Origin of the sequence: Micromonospora sp. NPDC005686 (genome assembly GCF_042871665.1) — a bacterium.
Lineage (GTDB): Bacteria > Actinomycetota > Actinomycetes > Mycobacteriales > Micromonosporaceae > Micromonospora.
In genome coordinates, this window is record NZ_JBIAIY010000004.1 from 343,856 (window position 1) to 361,556 (window position 17,701).

17 protein-coding genes are annotated in these 17,701 nt (G+C 73.4%); 13 read left to right on the forward strand and 4 right to left on the reverse strand.

Annotated elements, in window-relative coordinates; all coding sequences use genetic code 11:
• Positions 1 to 38: 38 nt before the first annotated feature.
• From ACFYON_RS12095 to ACFYON_RS12110, 4 genes are all read left to right on the forward strand, one after another.
• On the forward strand, positions 39 to 1,328 hold the full coding sequence (locus ACFYON_RS12095; RefSeq protein WP_387320735.1) for a sensor histidine kinase: 1,290 nt from the start codon (positions 39 to 41) through the stop codon (positions 1,326 to 1,328).
• Positions 1,329 to 1,348: 20 nt separating this feature from the next.
• Positions 1,349 to 2,032: a response regulator transcription factor gene (locus tag ACFYON_RS12100; RefSeq protein WP_354868456.1), complete on the forward strand. Its 684-nt coding sequence runs from the start codon at positions 1,349 to 1,351 to the stop codon at positions 2,030 to 2,032.
• Positions 2,033 to 2,308: 276 nt separating this feature from the next.
• Positions 2,309 to 3,186, forward strand: a protein-coding gene (locus ACFYON_RS12105; RefSeq protein WP_387189624.1) for an IS5 family transposase whose coding sequence is annotated in 2 segments (ribosomal slippage) — positions 2,309 to 2,698 and positions 2,701 to 3,186 — 876 coding nt in all. Because the reading frame shifts where the segments join, the coding sequence is not laid out codon by codon here.
• Between the two features lie 768 nt (positions 3,187 to 3,954).
• A complete protein-coding gene (locus ACFYON_RS12110) occupies positions 3,955 to 4,533 on the forward strand; it encodes a hypothetical protein (RefSeq protein ID WP_355015042.1) in 579 nt (192 codons plus the stop codon).
• 537 nt (positions 4,534 to 5,070) lie between these two features.
• Here the strand turns inward: ACFYON_RS12110 and ACFYON_RS12115 are convergent.
• Positions 5,071 to 5,877, reverse strand: coding sequence for a hypothetical protein (locus tag ACFYON_RS12115; RefSeq protein WP_354874635.1), 807 nt, complete (start codon positions 5,875 to 5,877; stop codon positions 5,071 to 5,073).
• A gap of 74 nt (positions 5,878 to 5,951) precedes the next feature.
• On the opposite strand from ACFYON_RS12115, the gene ACFYON_RS12120 reads away from it, so the two are divergent.
• Both ACFYON_RS12120 and ACFYON_RS12125 read left to right on the forward strand, forming a co-directional pair.
• Positions 5,952 to 6,896, forward strand: coding sequence for a Ppx/GppA phosphatase family protein (locus ACFYON_RS12120; RefSeq protein ID WP_354874633.1), 945 nt, complete (start codon positions 5,952 to 5,954; stop codon positions 6,894 to 6,896).
• A gap of 75 nt (positions 6,897 to 6,971) precedes the next feature.
• Entirely contained in the window at positions 6,972 to 7,778 is an 807-nt protein-coding gene (locus ACFYON_RS12125; RefSeq protein WP_354874631.1) for a sugar phosphate isomerase/epimerase, read from the forward strand.
• 31 nt (positions 7,779 to 7,809) lie between these two features.
• On the opposite strand, the gene ACFYON_RS12130 is transcribed toward ACFYON_RS12125, so the two are convergent.
• The 3 genes from ACFYON_RS12130 to ACFYON_RS12140 are packed head-to-tail and all read right to left on the reverse strand — an operon-like array spanning position 7,810 to position 9,848.
• Positions 7,810 to 8,376 (reverse strand): CGNR zinc finger domain-containing protein, encoded by a 567-nt coding sequence (locus ACFYON_RS12130; protein ID WP_354874629.1) that lies wholly within the window; start codon positions 8,374 to 8,376, stop codon positions 7,810 to 7,812.
• Positions 8,377 to 8,395: 19 nt separating this feature from the next.
• Positions 8,396 to 9,562: a glutathionylspermidine synthase family protein gene (locus ACFYON_RS12135; RefSeq protein WP_354874627.1), complete on the reverse strand. Its 1,167-nt coding sequence runs from the start codon at positions 9,560 to 9,562 to the stop codon at positions 8,396 to 8,398.
• Between the two features lies 1 nt (position 9,563).
• Positions 9,564 to 9,848: a hypothetical protein gene (locus tag ACFYON_RS12140; RefSeq protein ID WP_354874625.1), complete on the reverse strand. Its 285-nt coding sequence runs from the start codon at positions 9,846 to 9,848 to the stop codon at positions 9,564 to 9,566.
• Between the two features lie 118 nt (positions 9,849 to 9,966).
• On the opposite strand from ACFYON_RS12140, the gene ACFYON_RS12145 reads away from it, so the two are divergent.
• The 7 genes from ACFYON_RS12145 (at position 9,967) to ACFYON_RS12175 (ending at position 17,482) form a co-directional block, all read left to right on the forward strand.
• Positions 9,967 to 10,887, forward strand: coding sequence for a proline dehydrogenase family protein (locus tag ACFYON_RS12145; RefSeq protein ID WP_354874623.1), 921 nt, complete (start codon positions 9,967 to 9,969; stop codon positions 10,885 to 10,887).
• 122 nt (positions 10,888 to 11,009) lie between these two features.
• Positions 11,010 to 11,804, forward strand: coding sequence for an alpha/beta hydrolase (locus ACFYON_RS12150; RefSeq protein ID WP_354874621.1), 795 nt, complete (start codon positions 11,010 to 11,012; stop codon positions 11,802 to 11,804).
• Entirely contained in the window at positions 11,797 to 12,366 is a 570-nt protein-coding gene (locus ACFYON_RS12155) for a TetR-like C-terminal domain-containing protein (protein ID WP_354874619.1), read from the forward strand. The genes ACFYON_RS12150 and ACFYON_RS12155 overlap by 8 nt, the downstream gene beginning before the upstream one ends.
• Before the next feature lie 157 nt (positions 12,367 to 12,523).
• Positions 12,524 to 13,990, forward strand: coding sequence for a hypothetical protein (locus tag ACFYON_RS12160; protein WP_354874617.1), 1,467 nt, complete (start codon positions 12,524 to 12,526; stop codon positions 13,988 to 13,990).
• 29 nt (positions 13,991 to 14,019) lie between these two features.
• Positions 14,020 to 15,414, forward strand: a complete 1,395-nt coding sequence (locus tag ACFYON_RS12165) for an efflux RND transporter periplasmic adaptor subunit (protein ID WP_357711486.1) — start codon at positions 14,020 to 14,022, stop codon at positions 15,412 to 15,414.
• Positions 15,411 to 16,301 (forward strand): ABC transporter ATP-binding protein, encoded by an 891-nt coding sequence (locus tag ACFYON_RS12170; protein ID WP_354874613.1) that lies wholly within the window; start codon positions 15,411 to 15,413, stop codon positions 16,299 to 16,301. Before ACFYON_RS12165 ends, ACFYON_RS12170 begins: the two co-directional genes overlap by 4 nt.
• Positions 16,298 to 17,482: an ABC transporter permease gene (locus tag ACFYON_RS12175; protein ID WP_354874611.1), complete on the forward strand. Its 1,185-nt coding sequence runs from the start codon at positions 16,298 to 16,300 to the stop codon at positions 17,480 to 17,482. The genes ACFYON_RS12170 and ACFYON_RS12175 overlap by 4 nt, the downstream gene beginning before the upstream one ends.
• Positions 17,483 to 17,701: the final 219 nt, after the last annotated feature.

Here is a 17,701-nt window from a genome sequence, read left to right on the forward strand (position 1 = left end):
ACCGATCTCCGGGTCAACAATGACCCTACGATCGCCGGGTGGAATGGACGGTGGCCATCGCGGTGGCCGTAGCGCTGGTGACCGGGCTGGTCGCCGGGGCGATGCTGTCCGGACCGGTTGACGAATGGCGGCGCCGGCGGGCGTCGGGGGGCGGTGGGACCAGCCGTGACGCAGGGAGGACGACGATTCCGGACGACCAGCAGGGGGGCCTCTCCGGGCTCGGCCGCAAGACGATCGACTCGCTGCGCGCCGGCGTGGTGGTGCTCGGCCCGGACGACGTGCCGGTGCTGGTGAACCCGGCCGCCCGGGCGATGGGTCTGCTCCGCGCCGGGGCGGCGCCGGGGTCGATCGCGGCGCACCCGTTGATCCGTACCCTCGCCGGGCAGGTCCGCCGCACGGGCGTGCGGCGCGAGATAGAGCTGGACCTGCCGCGGGGTCGCGACGGCGGTGGGGACAACCCGCTCGGCGTGCACCTGCGGGCGATGGGACTGGGCTCCGGCTATGTCTCGGTCGAGGCGGTCGACGTCACCGAGTCGCACCGTCTCGCGCGGGTACGCCGGGACTTCGTCGCGAACGTCAGCCACGAGCTGAAGACGCCGATCGGGGCGCTGCAACTGCTCGCCGAGGCGCTCGTCGACGCCACCGAGCCGGCCACCGGCGGCGCGCCCGACCTGTCCGAGGACCTGGTCGCCGCGCGGCGGTTCGCCGAGCGGATCCAGCACGAGTCGACCCGGCTCGGCCGCTTGGTGCAGGAGCTGCTGGAACTGACCCGCCTCCAGGGCGCCGAACCGCAGCCCGCCCCCGAGCCGGTCTCGGTGGACTGGGTGCTCGCCGAGGTCGTCGACCGCACCCGCACCGCGGCCACCGCGCGCCGGGTCGAAATCGCCGTCGGCGGGCAGCGGGGCCTGACCGTGTACGGCAGCGACAGCCAACTCGCCACGGCGGTGGCGAACCTGGTGGAGAACGCGATCAACTATTCCGCCGAGGACACCACGGTCCGGGTGACAGTGACCGGCGCCGAGGAGCACGTCGAGATCGCCGTGGCCGACCAGGGCATCGGCATCGCCCCGAACGAGGTCGACCGGATCTTCGAGCGTTTCTACCGGGCAGACCAGGCCCGCTCCCGGTCGACCGGCGGCACCGGCCTGGGCCTGGCCATCGTCAAGCACATCGCCAGCAACCATGGCGGCCGGGTCGACGTGTCGAGCACCCTTGGCGGGGGGTCGACGTTCACTCTCCGGCTGCCCGCACGCCCCCCGGACGACCTGGAGACGACACTCGCCTCCGCTGGGATCGAGGCCGGCCCGGCCGCGCTCCGGCAGGTCTGACCACAGGAAGGAAACACCCGTTGAGCCGCGTACTGGTGGTCGAGGACGAGGAGTCGTTCTCCGACGCCCTGTCCTACATGCTCCGCAAGGAGGGGTTCGAGGTCTCCGTCGCCGCGACGGGCCCCGCCGCCCTCACCGAGTTCGACCGGACCGGTGCCGACATCGTGCTGCTCGACCTGATGTTGCCGGAGATGTCCGGCACCGAGGTCTGCCGGCAGCTCCGCCAGCGCTCGCACGTGCCCATCATCATGGTCACCGCGCGGGACAGTGAGATCGACAAGGTGGTCGGCCTGGAGATCGGTGCCGACGACTACGTGACCAAGCCGTACTCGCCCCGTGAACTGGTCGCCCGCATCCGGGCGGTGCTGCGCCGGCGGAGCGCCGAGTCGAACGAGACGGGTGCGCCGACGCTCGCCGCCGGCCCGGTGCGGATGGACATCGAGCGGCACGTGGTGACAGTCGGCGGCGCCGGGGTGCAGCTCCCGCTCAAGGAGTTCGAGCTGCTGGAGCTGCTGCTGCGCAACGCCGGGCGGGTGCTCACCCGGGGGCAGCTGATCGACCGGGTCTGGGGCGCCGACTACGTGGGCGACACCAAGACGCTGGACGTGCACGTGAAGCGGCTGCGCTCCAAGATCGAGCCGGAGCCGTCCGCGCCGCGCTACATCGTCACGGTCCGGGGCCTGGGCTACAAGTTCGAGCCGTAGGCGGGCCTCGTCGATCAAAGGAGTTATGGCGCCGGATCAGCCCCGTCACGCGCCTTTCGCGAGGTCCACAACTCCAAGATCGCGACCCGAGCCGCCTTCGGGGGAGTTTCTCGGCGCCCTAACCCGCCTAGGGCCTGTGTCGAAGTCGGTGTCAGGGCTTGAGTTGTCTGGTGAGGATCTTGGTGTGTCGGTGTTCGAGATGTAGCGAGGTCTCCGGTATCTGGTTCAGCGACCAAGCAGAACCCGAACACCGGAGACCTCGTGGACACCCTAGCGGTGACGAGGCGGCATGATCTGACCGACGCACAGTGGGTGGCGCTGGAGCCGTTGCTGTCCCCGGGGCGTAGGCCAGGTCGGCCGTCGATGTGGACGAAACGGCAGCTCATTGATGGGATTCGGTGGCGGATACGGGTCGGTGGCCCGTGGCGGGACGTCCCGGAGTGCTACGGGTCCTGGGCTGCGGCGTACGCGCTGTTCCGGCGTTGGCAGCGGGATGGGACCTGGGCGAAGATCCTGACCGCCTTGCAGGCCCTGGCTGACGGGGCCGGACGCGTCGTCTGGGACGTGTCCGTGGACTCGACGGTCGCCCGAGCGCATCAGCACGCCGCTGGAGCGCGTAAAAGGGGGATCTGCAGGCCGAGCCACCGGGCGGGGTCACGGTCGAACCGGACGATCATGCGCTCGGCCGCTCACGGGGCGGCCTGACCACGAAGGTGCACCTGGCGTGTGAGCAGGGGCAGAAGCCGTTGTCGATCGTGTTGACCGCCGGGCAGCGCGGGGACAGCCCGCAGTTCATCCCGGTGCTCGACGGGATCCGGGTGCCCCGCCTCGGTAGCGGCCGGCCCCGGACCCGCCCGGACCGGGTCCTCGCCGACAAGGCGTACACGTCGAAGGCCAACCGCCGCTATCTGCGCCGCCGTGGGATCGCCGCGACGATCCCGTCGAAGGCCGACCAGGACGCGAACCGGCGTAAGAAGGGGTCGAAGGGCGGCCGGCCACCGGCCTTCGACCCGCAGCGGTACCAGCAGCGCCATGCCGTGGAGTGCGGCATCAACCGCCTCAAACGCCACCGGGCCGTGGCCACCCGCTTCGACAAACTCGCCGTGCGCTACGAGGCCACCGTCCACGTCGCCGCCATCAACGAATGGCTGTGACCGAATTCGACACAGGCCCTAGCGTTCTCTGAGTGCGCGATCTTGCACTTTGGCGCCTCGTAAACCGCGCGAATGGGACGTTCGCGTGGCCCGTCGGCGGCCGCTTCGCTCCCGTCCAGCCACGCCCTGCCCGAGGGTGTCGATCATGAACTTGGCGGCGCTGGGTGCCCGTTTTGTCGCAGCCAACTTCATGATCAACCCTGTGATGGGTGCCCGGGAGGATCTCGTCGGGGGTGATCAAGGAGTTGTGGTCTCGTGGGCGCCCGGAAGGTGCCGCAAACTCCTTGATCACGGGCGTGGAGCGAGATGCCCGGGCTGGGCGCGGCGGGGATGCACTCGGCGGCGGCCCGGACGGCGGCTGCATCTGGTGTGTGTGGGAGGTGTGGGGCGGGTGTCCGGTTCGGGGGTGGCCAGCGGCACTGTGGTGGCGGAATCGTGGGCGGGCCGGTGGCGTTGTAACCGGGTGACCGACCGAGCAAGGCCACGCCCCCAAGGGCGGCGGCGCCGGGTGTGGGAACAGCCCGGGGCTGCTGGTCGTTGAGTTCGGTTCCGACGCCGTGAACCCGCGCCACCCCGGTGGCGTGAGGCGCCCGGGAATGACGCCGGGCCGCGGGTCGTTGGACATGCTTCCGGCGCCGCGCCGAGGCCCCCGCGCCCTCCGCGAGCAGCCGAGATCCCCCAAGACTTCTTCTGAGCGCCTGACGGTGCTCGCACCCGCGCCGATCCCCCGTCGGTGTGGGCGTCGATCCCCCGAATGGAGCCCTCATCATGAACACGATTCTGCGGAAGAGCATCCTGGGTATTGCTGGTCTGGCTTTCACCGGTGGTGTGTTCGCCGGTCCCGTCGCCGCCCACGCGGCCGACACCACCGCCCACGCCGCGAAGCCGGTGAGCGTGAGCGTGCAGGGCGACAAGCTGATCCCGCACGGTGTGCAGGGCGAGCAGTCGCGCATCGACCTGAACGACGAGCAGACCGCGAATGTGAAGGCGATCATCGCGGCGACGAAGAAGGCCGGCATGGACGAGCGTGCCGCGGTCGTGTCGATCGCCACGGCGTTGCAGGAGTCGAAGCTGGAGAACCTGGGCCACCTCGGCGACCGTAACGACCATGACTCGCAGGGCCTGTTCCAGCAGCGGCCGTCCAGCGGGTGGGGCACGGTGGAGCAGATCACCGACCCCGAGTACTCGACCACGGCGTTCCTGAAGGGCCTGAAGCAGGTCGACGGCTGGCGGGACATGCCGCTGACCAAGGCCGCCCAGACCGTCCAGGTGTCGGCCTACCCGGACCACTACGCCCAGTGGGAGCAGCAGGCCGCCGACCTCGTCGCCCAGCACTGGACCAAGTAAGACCACACACGCCGGCCGGCACCCTGACGGGGTGCCGGCCGGCGGCATGTCCGGGCCGGGCACGGGTCTGACCGTCCGGGCCCCTCCACATCCACACCTGGCCGATTACCACGGCGTGGTTCGGGCCGGGAACGTCGTACGGGCCGCCCTCGGGCAGCACCGCCAGACCGAACCGATTGAAGCCGACCGAGACCGGACCTGCCTGGAGGATCTCCTCCCACCGGTAGCTGCGCACCGTGCGGCCACGGTGCCGCACGAGCAGCCCGACGTCGTCGGCGAGCAGTCCACCGTTGCGCAGCAGCGCCGCGAAGCACACGGGCACCGCGGCCGCCGTGCCCAGACCGAAAGGGCGGGTCGATCGGTCGACACCCCGAACGCGGCCAACCCCGCGGCCAACCCCGCCGAGAGCAGGACACCGGGCCACAGCCGCGACCGCCACAGCTCCACCGCCTCGCCGACCGCCACCACCGCCCGGTACCCCGTCCACGGTGGACTCACACGGGTCGGGTCGCCGCCGGAGCGTGCAAGGGCGGAGCCCTACTCGCTGGCCGGGTGCGGGGCGACCTGACCCTGGCGCAGCCGGGCGGCGCAGAGTTCGGCCAGCTTGGCGTACGCGGGCGCGCCGATCAGCGCGGTCAGCTCCGGGCCGTACGACACGTACATCGGCTCGGCGCCGACGTGCGCGTCGGTGGAGGACGTGCACCACCAGTCGAGGTCGTGCCCGCCCGCGCCCCAGCCGCGCCTGTCGAACTCGGCGAGCGTGGAGATCAGCACCTTCGTGTTGTCCGGCCGCTTGTGCCACTCCTGGTCGCGGCGTACCGGCAACTGCCAGCAGACGTCCGGCTTGTACTCCAGCGGATGCACCCCGTCGCGCAGCGCCTGGGCGTGCAGCGCGCAGCCGCCCCCACCGGGGAAGTCGGCGTCGTTGAGGAACACGCACGGGGCGTCCACGTCGCGGGTGGCGGTACGCCGGGCCGGCGTCTTGCCGTCGACGGTGTCGTTCTCGGTCCAGTTCTTGAACCCGCGCCGGAAGTGCTGCCACGTCTGCGGCGTCAGCCGCTTCACGGCCGCCCGGACCCGCTTCTCGTCGTCGGAGTCGGTGAAGAACGCGCCGTGCGAGCAGCACCCGTCGGCGGCCCGCCCGGCCACGATGCCGTGGCAGCCCTGGCCGAAGATGCACGTCCAGCGGGACAGCAGCCAGGTGAGGTCGGCGCGGACGACGTGCTTCGGGTCGGCCGGGTCGACGAACTCGATCCACTCCCGGGGGAAGTCCAGCCCGACCTCGCGGCTGCGCGGGTCCGCGGGGTCGTCCACCAGCACGTGAAGCTCGATCTGCCCTGTCACTCGGACCAGCGTACGCGCGGTGACCCCGCCCGGCCGTCGAGCCGACGAAACGTGTTGGCCCTAGGGTCTTCCCCATGCGACTGGGTGTCCTCGACGTCGGTTCCAACACGGTGCACCTGCTGGTGGTGGACGCCCACCACGGCGCGCATCCCTGGCCGGCGCACTCGGAGAAGGTGGTGCTGCGGCTGGCCGAGCAGATCGGGCCGGACGGCGCGCTCACCGTCGGCGGCGCGGACGGCCTGGTCAAGGCGGTCGGCATGGCCCGGGCGGCGGCCGACGGGCTGGGCGCCGAGGATCTGCTGGCGTTCGCCACGAGCGCGGTCCGCGAAGCCACGAACGCCGCCGACGTGCTGGCCCGCGTCCGCGACGAGACGGGCGTACGCCTGGAGGTGCTCTCCGGCGCGGACGAGGCGCGGATGACGTTCCTGGCGGTGCGGCGGTGGTTCGGCTGGTCGGCCGGCCGGCTGCTGGCGATGGACATCGGTGGCGGCTCGCTGGAGCTGGCCGCCGGCATCGACGAGCACCCGGATGTGGCGATCTCGCTGCCGCTCGGCGCGGGGCGGCTCAGCCGGGAGCGGCTCGCCGTCGATCCGGCCGGTGCGGCGCCGCCGTCGGCCGAGGCCGTGGAGCAACTGCGGGCGTACGTGGACGCGCAGCTCGACCCGGTGGTGGAGCAGTTGACAGCGGTGGGCTGGGATCGGCCGGTCGCCACCTCGAAGACGTTCCGCACGCTGGCCCGGCTGGCCGGCGCCGCGCCCTCGGGCGCGGGCCTGTGGGCTCGGCGCAGCCTGACCCGTACCGGCCTGAGGCAGGTGCTCGGGTTCGTCCGGCACATCCCACCGGCCCAGTTGCCCGGGCTGGAAGGGGTGAGCGCGCAGCGGGCGCACCAGCTCCTCGCGGGCGCGGTGGTGGCCGAGGCGGTGATGCGCCGGCTCGACGTCGACTGCGTGGACATCTGCCCGTGGGCGCTACGGGAGGGTGTGATCCTGCGTCGGCTCGATCAGCTCGCGCCGATGTGACCGTACGAGCGCTCTGGGTAGCTTTGCGGTTGCTCGTCCCGATGCTTGCTGGCGGTTGGGGCTACGCTCGAAAGCGTGACTTCCCGCGTTCCGGTGCTCCTGTCCACGTCCTCGGTCTTTCCCGAACGGACCGCGGCGGCGTTCCAGCTCGCCGCCGAACTCGGCTACGACGGCCTCGAAGTGATGGTCTGGACCGACCCGGTCAGCCAGGACGCGGGCGCGCTGCGCGGCCTCGCCGAGCACTACGGCGTACCGGTGCTGTCGGTGCACGCCCCCTGCCTGCTCGTCACCCAGCGGGTGTGGAGCCCCGACCCGTGGGAGCGGCTGCGCAAGGCCGCCGAGCTGGCCGAGACGCTGGAGGCCCCGACGGTCGTGGTGCACCCGCCGTTCACCTGGCAGCGTGACTACGCGCGTACCTTCGCCGACGGGCTCGACACCATCGCCGGGCAGTTCGGTGGGCTGCACTTCGGGGTGGAGAACATGTACCCGGTGCGGATGGCCGGGCGGCAGTTCGTCCCGTACGCGCCGGGCTGGGATCCGACCGAGATCGAGTACGCCTCGTACACGCTTGACCTGTCGCACTGCGCGGCCTCGCACAGCGACGCGTTGGCGATGGCCGATCGGATGGGTTCCCGGCTGGCGCACGTGCACCTGGGCGACGGCACCGGCGAGGGGCGCGACGAGCACCTGGTGCCCGGCCGCGGTGGCCAGCCCTGCGCGGAGATGCTGCGCTCGCTCGCCGGGCGGGGCTTCACCGGCTCGGTAGCGGTGGAGGTGACCACCCGGGGCGCGAAGAGCCGCGCGGTCCGCGAGGCGGACCTGCGGGAGTCGCTGGAGTTCGCCCGGGCCAACCTGACCGCGCCCTCGCCCGTGGACGCCTGATCGGGACGCGCCGCCCCGATCAGGCGGCGGGTCAGCTCACCGGGGACAGCGGCTGCGCCGGTACGGCCTGCTCGCCGACAGCGGCCCGCTTGCGGGCCCGGTGCGCCGCCACGTGGGAGCGGGTGGCGCAGCGCTCGGAGCAGAACCGCCGGCAGCAGTTGGACGAGGTGTCCAGGTAGACGTTGCCGCAGCGGTCGTCGGCGCAGACCCCGAAGCGGGCGCTGCCGTACTCGCACAGCCACACCGACAGGCCCCAGACCGCGCCCGCCAGGTATTCGGACGAGACCGACGCGCCCCGGCTGGTCACGTGCATGTGCCAGTCGGAGGAGTCGTGGCCGGAGATGCGCGGCTGCACCGGGAACGCCTCCAGCAGCGCGTTCAGCTCCGCCACCGCCTCGTTGTCCCGGCCCGAGGTGCCGTACTCGAAGACGTCCCGGAGGCGCTTCTGCGCCCGCCGGAAGATCGCGAGGTCCCGTTCGGCGACCTCCTCGCGCATCCAGCCCTGCTCGTCCGAGAAGACGGCCCGCAGACCGTCGAGGTCGTCCAGCCGGGCGTTGACGAGCTCGACCCCGGTCCGGGCGTACGCGTCGAAGTTCACGACACCAACGGTAGACGACTCAGGGCAGACGCGGCGCGTCGATGTAGTGGGGCAGGAACCGCGCGTAACCGTCGGTGATGAGGCTTTCGCTTTCACGCACGCCTGCGCCGGCCGACTCGCCGTCCACGATCCAGCTACCCAGCACCGTCCGGTTGCCCTCGAACTCGGGCAACGCGCGGAACTCCTGGAAGCAGAAGCCCTCCTCGCCGTAGATCCCCGGGTTGGTGATCTCCGTGTCGCCGGTCACGATGCGTACTGATCCGCCTTCGCGACCGAGCAGCGGCTTGGCCACGTACTCGGTCATGCCGCGTGGTGAGTCGAGGTACGCGGGCAGCAGGTAGTCGTGTCCCGGGTACAGCTCCCAGAGCACGGCGAGCAGCGCCTTGTTCGACAGCAGCAGCTTCCAAGCCGGTTCGATCCAGGTGGTGGGCGTACCCGGGTCGAGCGCCGGCCGCCCGTACGGCTCGGCCAGCATCCACTCCCAGGGGTAGAGCTTGAAGCAGGTGGTGATCGGCCGGTCGTCGGCGTCGACGAAGCGTCGCCCGTCCCAGCCGACCCGCTGGATCGGCATGAGCGTCACGTCCAGCCCGGCCTGGCGGGCCGTCTCGGCCAGGTAACCCGCGGTGATCTGGTCCTCGCCCGACTCCTCCTCGGAGGACCAGAGCACGTGCGCCCGCGGCTCGTGCAGCCCGGCTCCGATCTTGGCCCAGGCGCCGACGAGGCGTTCGTGCAGGCTGTTCCACTGGTCCGCATCCGGGCGGGTGTGCTCCAGCCAGTACCACTGCACGATGCTCGCCTCGACCAGCGCGGTAGGGGTGTCGGCGTTGTACTCCAGCATCTTGGGCGGCCCGCTGCCGTCGTACCAGAGGTCGAACCGGCCGTAGAGCGTCGGCGGGGACTCCCGGAGCGAGCGGGCGACCGCCTCGGCGGCCCACTCGGGGATGCCGAACTCGGCGTACCGGTTGCGGGTCACCACGTGCTCGGCGGCGGCCACCGACATCCGGTGCAGTTCCTCGGTGGCCTCCTCCAGCCGGAGCACCTCGTCGAGCGTGAACGCGTACGCCGCCGTCTCGTCCCAGTACGACATGATCTCGCCGTCGGGCAGCTCGGTGTCGACGTACACCAGGCCCTGGGCCCGGATGGTCTCGTCCCAGCCGGGGCGCGGTTTGCTCGCCTCGCGACGCACGTCAGCCGCCGCAGGAGGCGAGGTGGGTGCCGAAGCCGCCGCGCTCGGGCAGCGCGGCGGTCGTCGGGAGCGACTCGCCGCGCGCGCCGGTGGTGGCCGTCGCCGCCGGCACGCGCTGGGCGACGGCGACGACGTCGCCGCCCCCGCCGGCCGGGCCGAGCGCGCAGTCGTCATCGTCGTCGTCGTAACCGTTGTTGCAGCCGGAGAGCGCGAGGGCCAGCGCGGTCAGCGCGCCGAGCTGCACGGAGGCCGAGCGGAGCCGGCGCCGGGGGTGTCGTCGATCCACGTGAACGTTGTAGCCGATCCCCGCCAGCCGGGGGTGCCCGGCCCAGGCCGGAGGAGGGTGCGGGGCGGGCCTCGGACGTACCCGGCGGAGGTCCGGTGATGAGCGTTACGCTCGGCTCATGCTCCGTTCCGTCATCCTCGCCGCCTCCCGGTCCTCCCAGGTGGAACGGCTCGTCGCGACGGCCCCGTTCACCCGGGACGTCGTCCGCCGGTTCGTCGCCGGCGCCGCCACCGACGACGCGCTGCGCGCCACCCGCGAGCTGGTCGCCGACGGCCAAGCGGTCACCCTCGACTACCTGGGCGAGGACACCACCACCCCCGAGCAGGCGAACGCCACCCGGGACGAATACCTGAGGCTGCTGCGCCGGCTCGCCGCCGCGGGGCTCACCCCGGCCGCCGAGGTCAGCGTGAAGCTGTCCGCGCTGGGCCAGATGTTCGACGAGCAGTTGGCGTACGACAACGCGCGGGCGATCTGCGCGGCGGCCGACGCGGCGGGCACCACCGTCACGCTGGACATGGAGGACCACACCACCACCGACTCGACGCTGGACGTGCTGGCCAAGCTGCGCAAGGACCACCCGTCGACCGGCGCGGTGCTCCAGGCGTACCTGCGGCGGACCGAGTCGGACTGCCGGGAGCTGGCCTCGGCCGGGTCGCGGGTGCGGTTGTGCAAGGGCGCGTACAAGGAGCCGGAGTCGGTGGCGTTCCAGTCCGCCCGCGAGGTGGACAGGTCGTACGTGCGCTGCATGAACGTGTTGATGTCCGGCGACGGCTATCCCATGCTGGCCACGCACGACCCGCGGCTGATCGCGATCGGGGAGGACCGGGCACGCTGGTTCGACCGCGACCCGGCCCGGTTCGAGTTCCAGATGCTCTACGGCATCCGCCCGGAGGAGCAGCAGCGCCTGGTCGGCGAGGGTTACACGGTGCGGACGTACGTCCCCTACGGCGACCAGTGGTACGGCTATCTGATGCGCCGGCTCGCGGAGCGCCCGGCCAACCTGGCGTTCTTCGGCCGCGCGGTGCTGTCGAAGAAGTGAAGCGGGCCTGACACCCCTCGTCTGTCCCGAGACAGGCCGGCGGAGACCTCTGGTCCCGCCGGCCTGTCTTCGTCCCGGGACGCTTCTTGACGGCCAAAGCTAACAGCATTAGCTTATTGGCTATGATACTTAGCCAAGTGGCGCGGGACGGCGGCATCATCGCGTACGAGGTGCACGGAACGGGGCCGCTCGTGGTCCTCTCGCACGGCATGGGGGAGAACCGGGCCGCCTTCCGGCACCTGACGCCCCGCCTGGTCGCGGCCGGTCACCGGGTCGCGTCGGTCGACGTACGTGGCCACGGCGACTCCAGTCCGCACTGGCCCACGTACGCCCCCGAGCACGTCGGTGGCGACCTGCTCGCCGTGGTGCGGGCGCTCGGCGGCGGGCCGGCCACGCTCGTCGGCAGCTCGTCCAGCGCCGCCGCTGTGGTCTTCGCCGCCGCCGAGGCGCCGGAACTGGTCAGCGGCATCGTGCAGGTCGGCGCGTTCGTCGGCACCCCGAAACTGAATCCGCTGATGCGTGTCGCGCAGGCGGCAGTACTGCGCAGCCCTCGGCTGTTCGGGCTGTTCCACCGCACGCTGTTCCCGTGCGGGCGGCCGGCGGACGACGCCGCGTACCGGAAGGAACTGGTCACCAGGCTGCGCGGCCGGATGGCCGCGGTGCGCGGGGTGATCGCGCCCGCCGACCCGCACTGGACCGCGCGGGCACCCGAGGTACGCCGGCCGGTGCTGGTGCTGATGGGCACGAAGGACCCGGACTTCCCCGACCCGGGCGCCGAGGCACGGGCCGCGCGGCGGCTGTTCGCCGTCGCCGAGGCCCGGATGATCGCCGACTCCGGGCACTATCCGCACGCCGACCAGCCCGACGCCACCGCCGCCGACCTGGTCGAGTTCCTGGCGGTGACCGGGCGTGCCTAGGGCGGGCCTGACCCCGGCGACAGTGGTGCGGGAGGCCGCCGCGCTCGCCGACGAGGTCGGCTACGAGCGGCTGACCCTTGCCGCGCTCGCGGCCCGGCTCGGCGTCGCGCTGCCGAGCCTCTACAAGCACGTCCGGGGCGTGGAGGCGTTGCACCAGAAGCTGGCCGTGCTCGCCACCGCCGAGATCGCCGACGTGCTCACGGCCGCCGCCGCCGGTCGCTCCGGTGGCGACGCTCTGCGCGCCGTCGCCGCCGCCTACCGGAAGTACGCGCGGCGGCACCCCGGCCGCTACCCGGCGGCCCAGCGCGCCCCCGACCCGGCCGACCCGGACCACCTGGCCGCCGGGGAGCGCGCGGTCGGCGCGATCCGCGCCATCCTGCTCGGGTACGGCCTCGACGGCGACGCCGCAGTCGACGCCATCCGGATGTTCCGGGCCGCCGTGCACGGCTTCGTCGCCTTGGAGGCGGCGGGCGGCTTCGGGCTCCCCCGCGACACCGACCGTTCCTTCGGGGAGCTCGTCGCCGGCCTGGACCGTGCCTACCGCTCCTGGGAGAACCGATGAAGGCGCTGCTGCTCGCCGCGTGCCGCGGTGACGTCGCCCGACCCGGCCAAGCTCGCCGTCCAGGCCGCCTGCCTCCTGACCGGCGCGAGATCTCGGGGCGCGGCGCAACGGCGCGTGACTCTTTCCCGGAACGCCCGATTGGTCGTACCCTTCGCCGGTGACCGACGGCGACGAGCAGCCTCCCGGCCGGACGACGGACGGCGACTCGCCTCGTCCCACCGCCCCCGCGGCCGACGCCGACGCCGACAAACCCCGCGCCGAGGTCGGCGCCGCCGCCGGCATCCCCGCCCCGGCGCCGGACCCGGCGTCACCGTCGCACCCCGTCACCGTTCCGGTGCCGTACCCCGTACCGCCGGCGCAGCCGGGCCCGAGGGCCGTGCAAGGACGGCGGCGGTGGCCGCTCTGGACCGCGCTCGGACTCGCGCTCGGCCTGGTGGCGGGCGCGGTGCCCGGCGTACTCCTGCGGGAGTCGGCGCCGGACGCGGCCGGGCGGACGGCCGCGAAGGACGACCCGGGCACGGCGGCGCAGCGGCGGCTCGGCGAGCGGATGCTCGCGCTGCTGGACCGGCAGGCCGCCGCGCTCGTCGGCGCGGACCGGGCCGGTTTCCTCACGGTCGCCGAACCGGCCGCCCGGCCGGCGCTGACCCGCCGGTACGAGGCGCTGCGGGCGCTGCGCGTCACCACCTGGCGGTCGTCGGCCGACGGGGTGCCGGCGGCGGTCGACGGGAAGCCGGGGGAGTGGCGGTTCGTGGTCACGGTCGGCTACTGCTTCGTGGTGCCGGACTGCGCGCCGAGCACAGTGGAGCTGGGCACGCGCTGGCGGCTGGCAGGGGAGGAGCCCCGGCTGGCCGCCGTGGACCCGTCCGCCACGGACCCGACGGGCGCGCGCCCGTGGCAGGTGAGTGACCTCGCGGTGGCGGTCGGCAAGCGGGTCGTGGTGGCCACCACGCCCGCCCAGCGGCGCCGGCTGCCCGGCCTGCTCGCCCAGGCCGAGACCGCCGCCCGGGCCGCGGACCGTTACGCGGTCGGCGGCGCCCCGCCGGACCGGTATCTCGTCTATTACGCCGGGAAGGGCGAGTGGCAGCGCTGGTACGGCGGCGGCCGGCCGAAGTGGACCGCCGGGTACGCGGTGGGCGTCGGTGGGGGACGGCACGACGTCGTGCTCAACGCCCCGATCGTCACCCCGGCCGGCATCGACGACCTGCTCCGGCACGAGCTGACCCATGCCGCCTCGCTGCCCGACCGGGGCTATGCCGACCGCGCGGACTGGTGGCTGGTGGAAGGGCTGGCCGAGTACGCCGGGGCCGACGGTCAGCCCGTGCAGCGCTACGACGGCCTGGCCGAGGTGCGGAAGCTGCTGCGCGGCGGGTGGTCCGGGCGGCTGGACGCGGTGGCGCCCGCCGACGACGCCAGCGACGATCGGGTCGGCGGCGCCTACGGCGTGGGCTACCTGGCCGTACGCCATCTGGTCGACAGGTACGGCGAGCAGCGGATGCTGGACTTCTACCGGGCCGTGGTCCACCAGGGCCGGCCCCCGGCGCAGGCCGCCGACGAGGTGTTCGGCGACCCGTGGTCGATGCTGCACGACGACTGCGTGGCCTACGTGCGCGGCGTCGTCGGCTGACACGTCGACACCTGTCGACGGGTCGTAGCATGGGCCGGGTGGTCCGCACTTCCTCGCCGCGGCTGCCCGCGGCCCGCCGCCCCCGTCTCGTCACCGCGGTGCTCGCCGTTGTCGCGCTGACCGGCACGACCGCCGCGTCCTGCGGCGACGACGCCCCGGCGGTGGCAGTCGCCCAGGTCTCCCGCGCGCCGGTGAGCGAGGTGATCGATGCTCCGGCCACGGTCACCGCGCGAGCCGCGGCGACCCTCACCGCACCCGCCGACGGCACGCTCACCCGCCTGCGCGTCCAGCCGGGGCAGCGGGTGAGCCGGGGGCAGGTGCTCGCGGTGATCGACTCGCCGTCGGCCCGGGACCGCCTGGCGAAGGCGCGGGACGCGCTGCGTGCGGCGAAGCGCGCCGGGCGGGGTGCCGGCACGGGCGACCTGGGCGGCAGCCGGCGCGGCACCGACCGGGCCGCCGACGAGGCGTTCGCCGCCGCCCGCGCCGCCGCCGGCAAGGTCGGCGACCCGCAGGTGCGCGCCGCGCTGCTGCTCCAGGTCCAGTCGGCGCAGCGGCAGTACGAGTCGGCCGCCCGCGCCGCCGACCGGGCGGTCGCCCAGGTGCAGCGCGGGGTCGCCGGCCTGAACAGCGCCGTCGGCGCGCTGTCGGCCGCGCAACGACTCCAGGCCCAGCAGGCGTACGACCTGGCGAAGGCGACTGTGGACGCGTTGACGTTGCGCGCGCCGATCGCCGGTGTGGTGCAGCCGGGCGGCACCCGGGCGGCCCCGGCCGACCTGGCCGGGCTGCTCGGTGCGGCGGGTGGCGCGGCGGTGCCCGGTCTCGACCCGTCGGCGCTCGGCACGGGCGGGCAGAGCGGCCCGCCACCGGGGGTGGACGACGCGATCCCGGCCGGTGGCCGGGTCACCGCTGGGACCCCGGTGCTCACGGTCGTGGACATCGGCCGGCTCGGCCTGCTCGCCGAGGTGGACGAGACCGACGTGCTGCTGGTCCGGGCCGGGGTGCCCGCGTCGGTCGAGCTGGACGCGGTGACCGGCGCGACGTACGACGCGACGGTGCGGTCGGTCGACGTGCTGCCCAGCAGTTCGGCCCGGGGTGGCGTCACCTACCGGGTCCGGCTCGACCTGGGCGCCGGCCGCCTCGGTGAGGCCGAGGCCGCTCCGGCGCCCCGCCCCGGCATGAACGCCGTGGTGCGGCTGCGGGTGCGGGAGGCGGCCGACGCGGTGGCGGTGCCGGCGTCGGCGGTGTTCTCCGCCGACGGGCGGGACGCGGTCTGGGTGCTGCGCGACGGCCGGGCCGACCGGGTGCCGGTTACGGTCGGCGTGCAGGGGCAGGACCTGGTGCAGATCGTCGACGGCGTACGGGCCGGTGACCGGGTGGTGGTGCGCGGCGCCGACCAGGTGCGCGACGGCCAGGAGCTGCCGTGACCGTACCGGCGATCGAGGCGGTCGACGTCTCGCGCACGTACGAGCTGGACGGGGTGTCGGTGTCCGCGCTGCGCGGGGTGTCGCTCACCATCGATCAGGGCGAGTACGTGGCGGTGATCGGGCCGTCCGGCTCGGGCAAGTCGACGCTCATGCACCTGCTCGGCGGGCTGGACCGGCCCAGCGGCGGCCGGCTGGTGATCGGTGGCCGGGACGTCACCACGCTCACCGCCCCGGAACTGGCGACGCTGCGCAACGAGACGATCGGTTTCGTGTTCCAGGCGTTCCACCTGCTGGCCCGTACGTCGGCAGTGGACAACGTGGCGTTGCCGCTGGTCTACCGGGGTGTCGGGGCGCGGCAGCGGCGGGAGCGGGCGGCGGCGGTGCTGGGCCGGGTGGGGCTCGGTCACCGGCTGCACCACCGGCCCAACCAGCTCTCCGGCGGCGAGCAGCAGCGGGTGGCGATCGCCCGGGCGCTTGTGACCGAACCGGCGGTGCTGCTCGCCGACGAGCCCACCGGCAACCTGGACAGCGCCACCGGCGAGGCGGTGCTGGAGCTGTTGGAACAGCTGAACGCCGAGTCCGGGGTGGCGCTGGTGATGGTGACCCACGACCAGGAGGTGGCCGCCCGGGCGCGTCGGCGGATAGCGGTGCGGGACGGGCTGATCCGCTCCGACAGCGCTCATGATCGACCGCCGTCGGACGGATCCGGCGGACCTGCGACACTGGACCCCGCTCCCAGCGCGGAGCCCCGGTCCGCGTCCGGAAGCGGCCCGGGGCACCCGCCCGGTGGCCCCGGTGGCGCCGCCGGTGCCACCGGGCGCCTTCCGCGAGCCGGGAAGCACCTGCCGGCCGAGGGCCGCCCGCGCGACTCCGAGGACGCCGGATGAGACTTGCCGAGGCGTGGCGGGTGGCATCGGACGCGTTGCGGGCCAACCGGCTGCGCAGCCTGCTCACCATGCTCGGGGTGATCATCGGGGTCGCCTCGGTGGTGATCTTGGTGGCCATCGGCACCGGCACGAAACAGCAGGTGGAGCAGCAGGTCGAAGGGCTCGGCTCGAACCTGCTGCTGGTGGTGCCGGGCCGGATCGAGGTGGGCAACGCGCCGGTGGTGTCGCCGCTGGACCTCGGCGACGCCGACGCGGTCTCCCGGGTGGTCGGCGACCCCGGCCGGGTCGCCGTCACGGTGGCCTCCGGCGCGACCGCGCGGGCCGGCAACCGGTCCGACTTCACCACCGTGCAGGGCGTGCTGGAGACCACCCCGTCGGTGTTCACCCGGTCGCTGTCGCGCGGCCGCTACCTCACCGGGGCGGACGTGGACACCAGCCGCCGGGTGGCGGTGCTCGGCGACTCGGTGGCGCGGGCGCTCTTTCCCGACCGTGACCCGCTCGGCCAGCAGGTCACGCTGGCCGGCGTGCGGTTCCGGGTGATCGGCGTCTTCGCCCCGCTCGGGCAGAGCCTCGGCGTGGACCGGGACGACGAGGTGCACGTACCGGTGACGGCGGCGCAACGGCTGTGGGGCACGCAGCGCATCGACGGCATCGCGGTGAAGGCGCCGGACCGGGAACGGATCGACGAACTCGGCGACCGGATCGTCGCGGAGCTGACCCGCCGGCACCCGGACACCGAGTTCAGCGCCGTCACCCAGCGGCAGATCCTCGGTGTGCTCGGCGACATCCTGGGCGTCCTGACCGGCGTGCTGGCCGCCATCGCGGGCATCTCGCTGCTGGTCGGCGGCGTCGGCGTCTCCAACATCATGCTGGTCTCGGTACGCGAACGGACCCGCGAGATCGGGCTGCGCAAGGCGGTGGGCGCCCGGCCCCGCGACATCGGCGTGCAGTTCCTGCTGGAGGCGGTGCTGCTCACCTCGGTCGGCGGCCTGGCCGGGATGGCGCTGGGCGTGGGCACCGCGCTGCTCGTGGACGCGTTCTCGCCGATCCCGGCGGCGATCACCTGGTGGTCGCTGGCGCTGGCGTTCGGCGTCTCCGCGGCGGTCGGCATCCTCTTCGGCGTGGTGCCGGCGCAGCGGGCCGGACGGCTCGACCCGGTGGTGGCGCTGCGCGCCGAGTAGACGGCGCGTGTCGGCGGCGGATTCGGACGAGGCACCCGTCCGGGCGAAAAAGCCCTGGTGGACATCGGGTGAACGACCGTCTCGCCATGATCAAAGGGTGGAAGGGATCGCGCAGGTCACAGCCGTCCCGCTACCGTACTGGTTACACGCGCGTCGCTCGTCGAGGCGGAAGCACCTGCCCGGTGGCACGCGCCGGGCACGGGAATGGGTCGGTGAGCC

What these genes read in the sequence shown, in the direction of transcription:
- ACFYON_RS12110 (WP_355015042.1), top strand. Translation starts at nt 3,955, where the DNA reads ATGAACACGATTCTGCGGAAGAGCATCCTGGGTATTGCTGGTCTGGCT.
- ACFYON_RS12165 (WP_357711486.1), top strand. Translation starts at nt 14,020, where the DNA reads ATGGGCCGGGTGGTCCGCACTTCCTCGCCGCGGCTGCCCGCGGCCCGC.
- ACFYON_RS12120 (WP_354874633.1), top strand. Translation starts at nt 5,952, where the DNA reads ATGCGACTGGGTGTCCTCGACGTCGGTTCCAACACGGTGCACCTGCTG.
- ACFYON_RS12175 (WP_354874611.1), top strand. Translation starts at nt 16,298, where the DNA reads ATGAGACTTGCCGAGGCGTGGCGGGTGGCATCGGACGCGTTGCGGGCC.
- ACFYON_RS12145 (WP_354874623.1), top strand. Translation starts at nt 9,967, where the DNA reads ATGCTCCGTTCCGTCATCCTCGCCGCCTCCCGGTCCTCCCAGGTGGAA.
- ACFYON_RS12150 (WP_354874621.1), top strand. Translation starts at nt 11,010, where the DNA reads ATGATACTTAGCCAAGTGGCGCGGGACGGCGGCATCATCGCGTACGAG.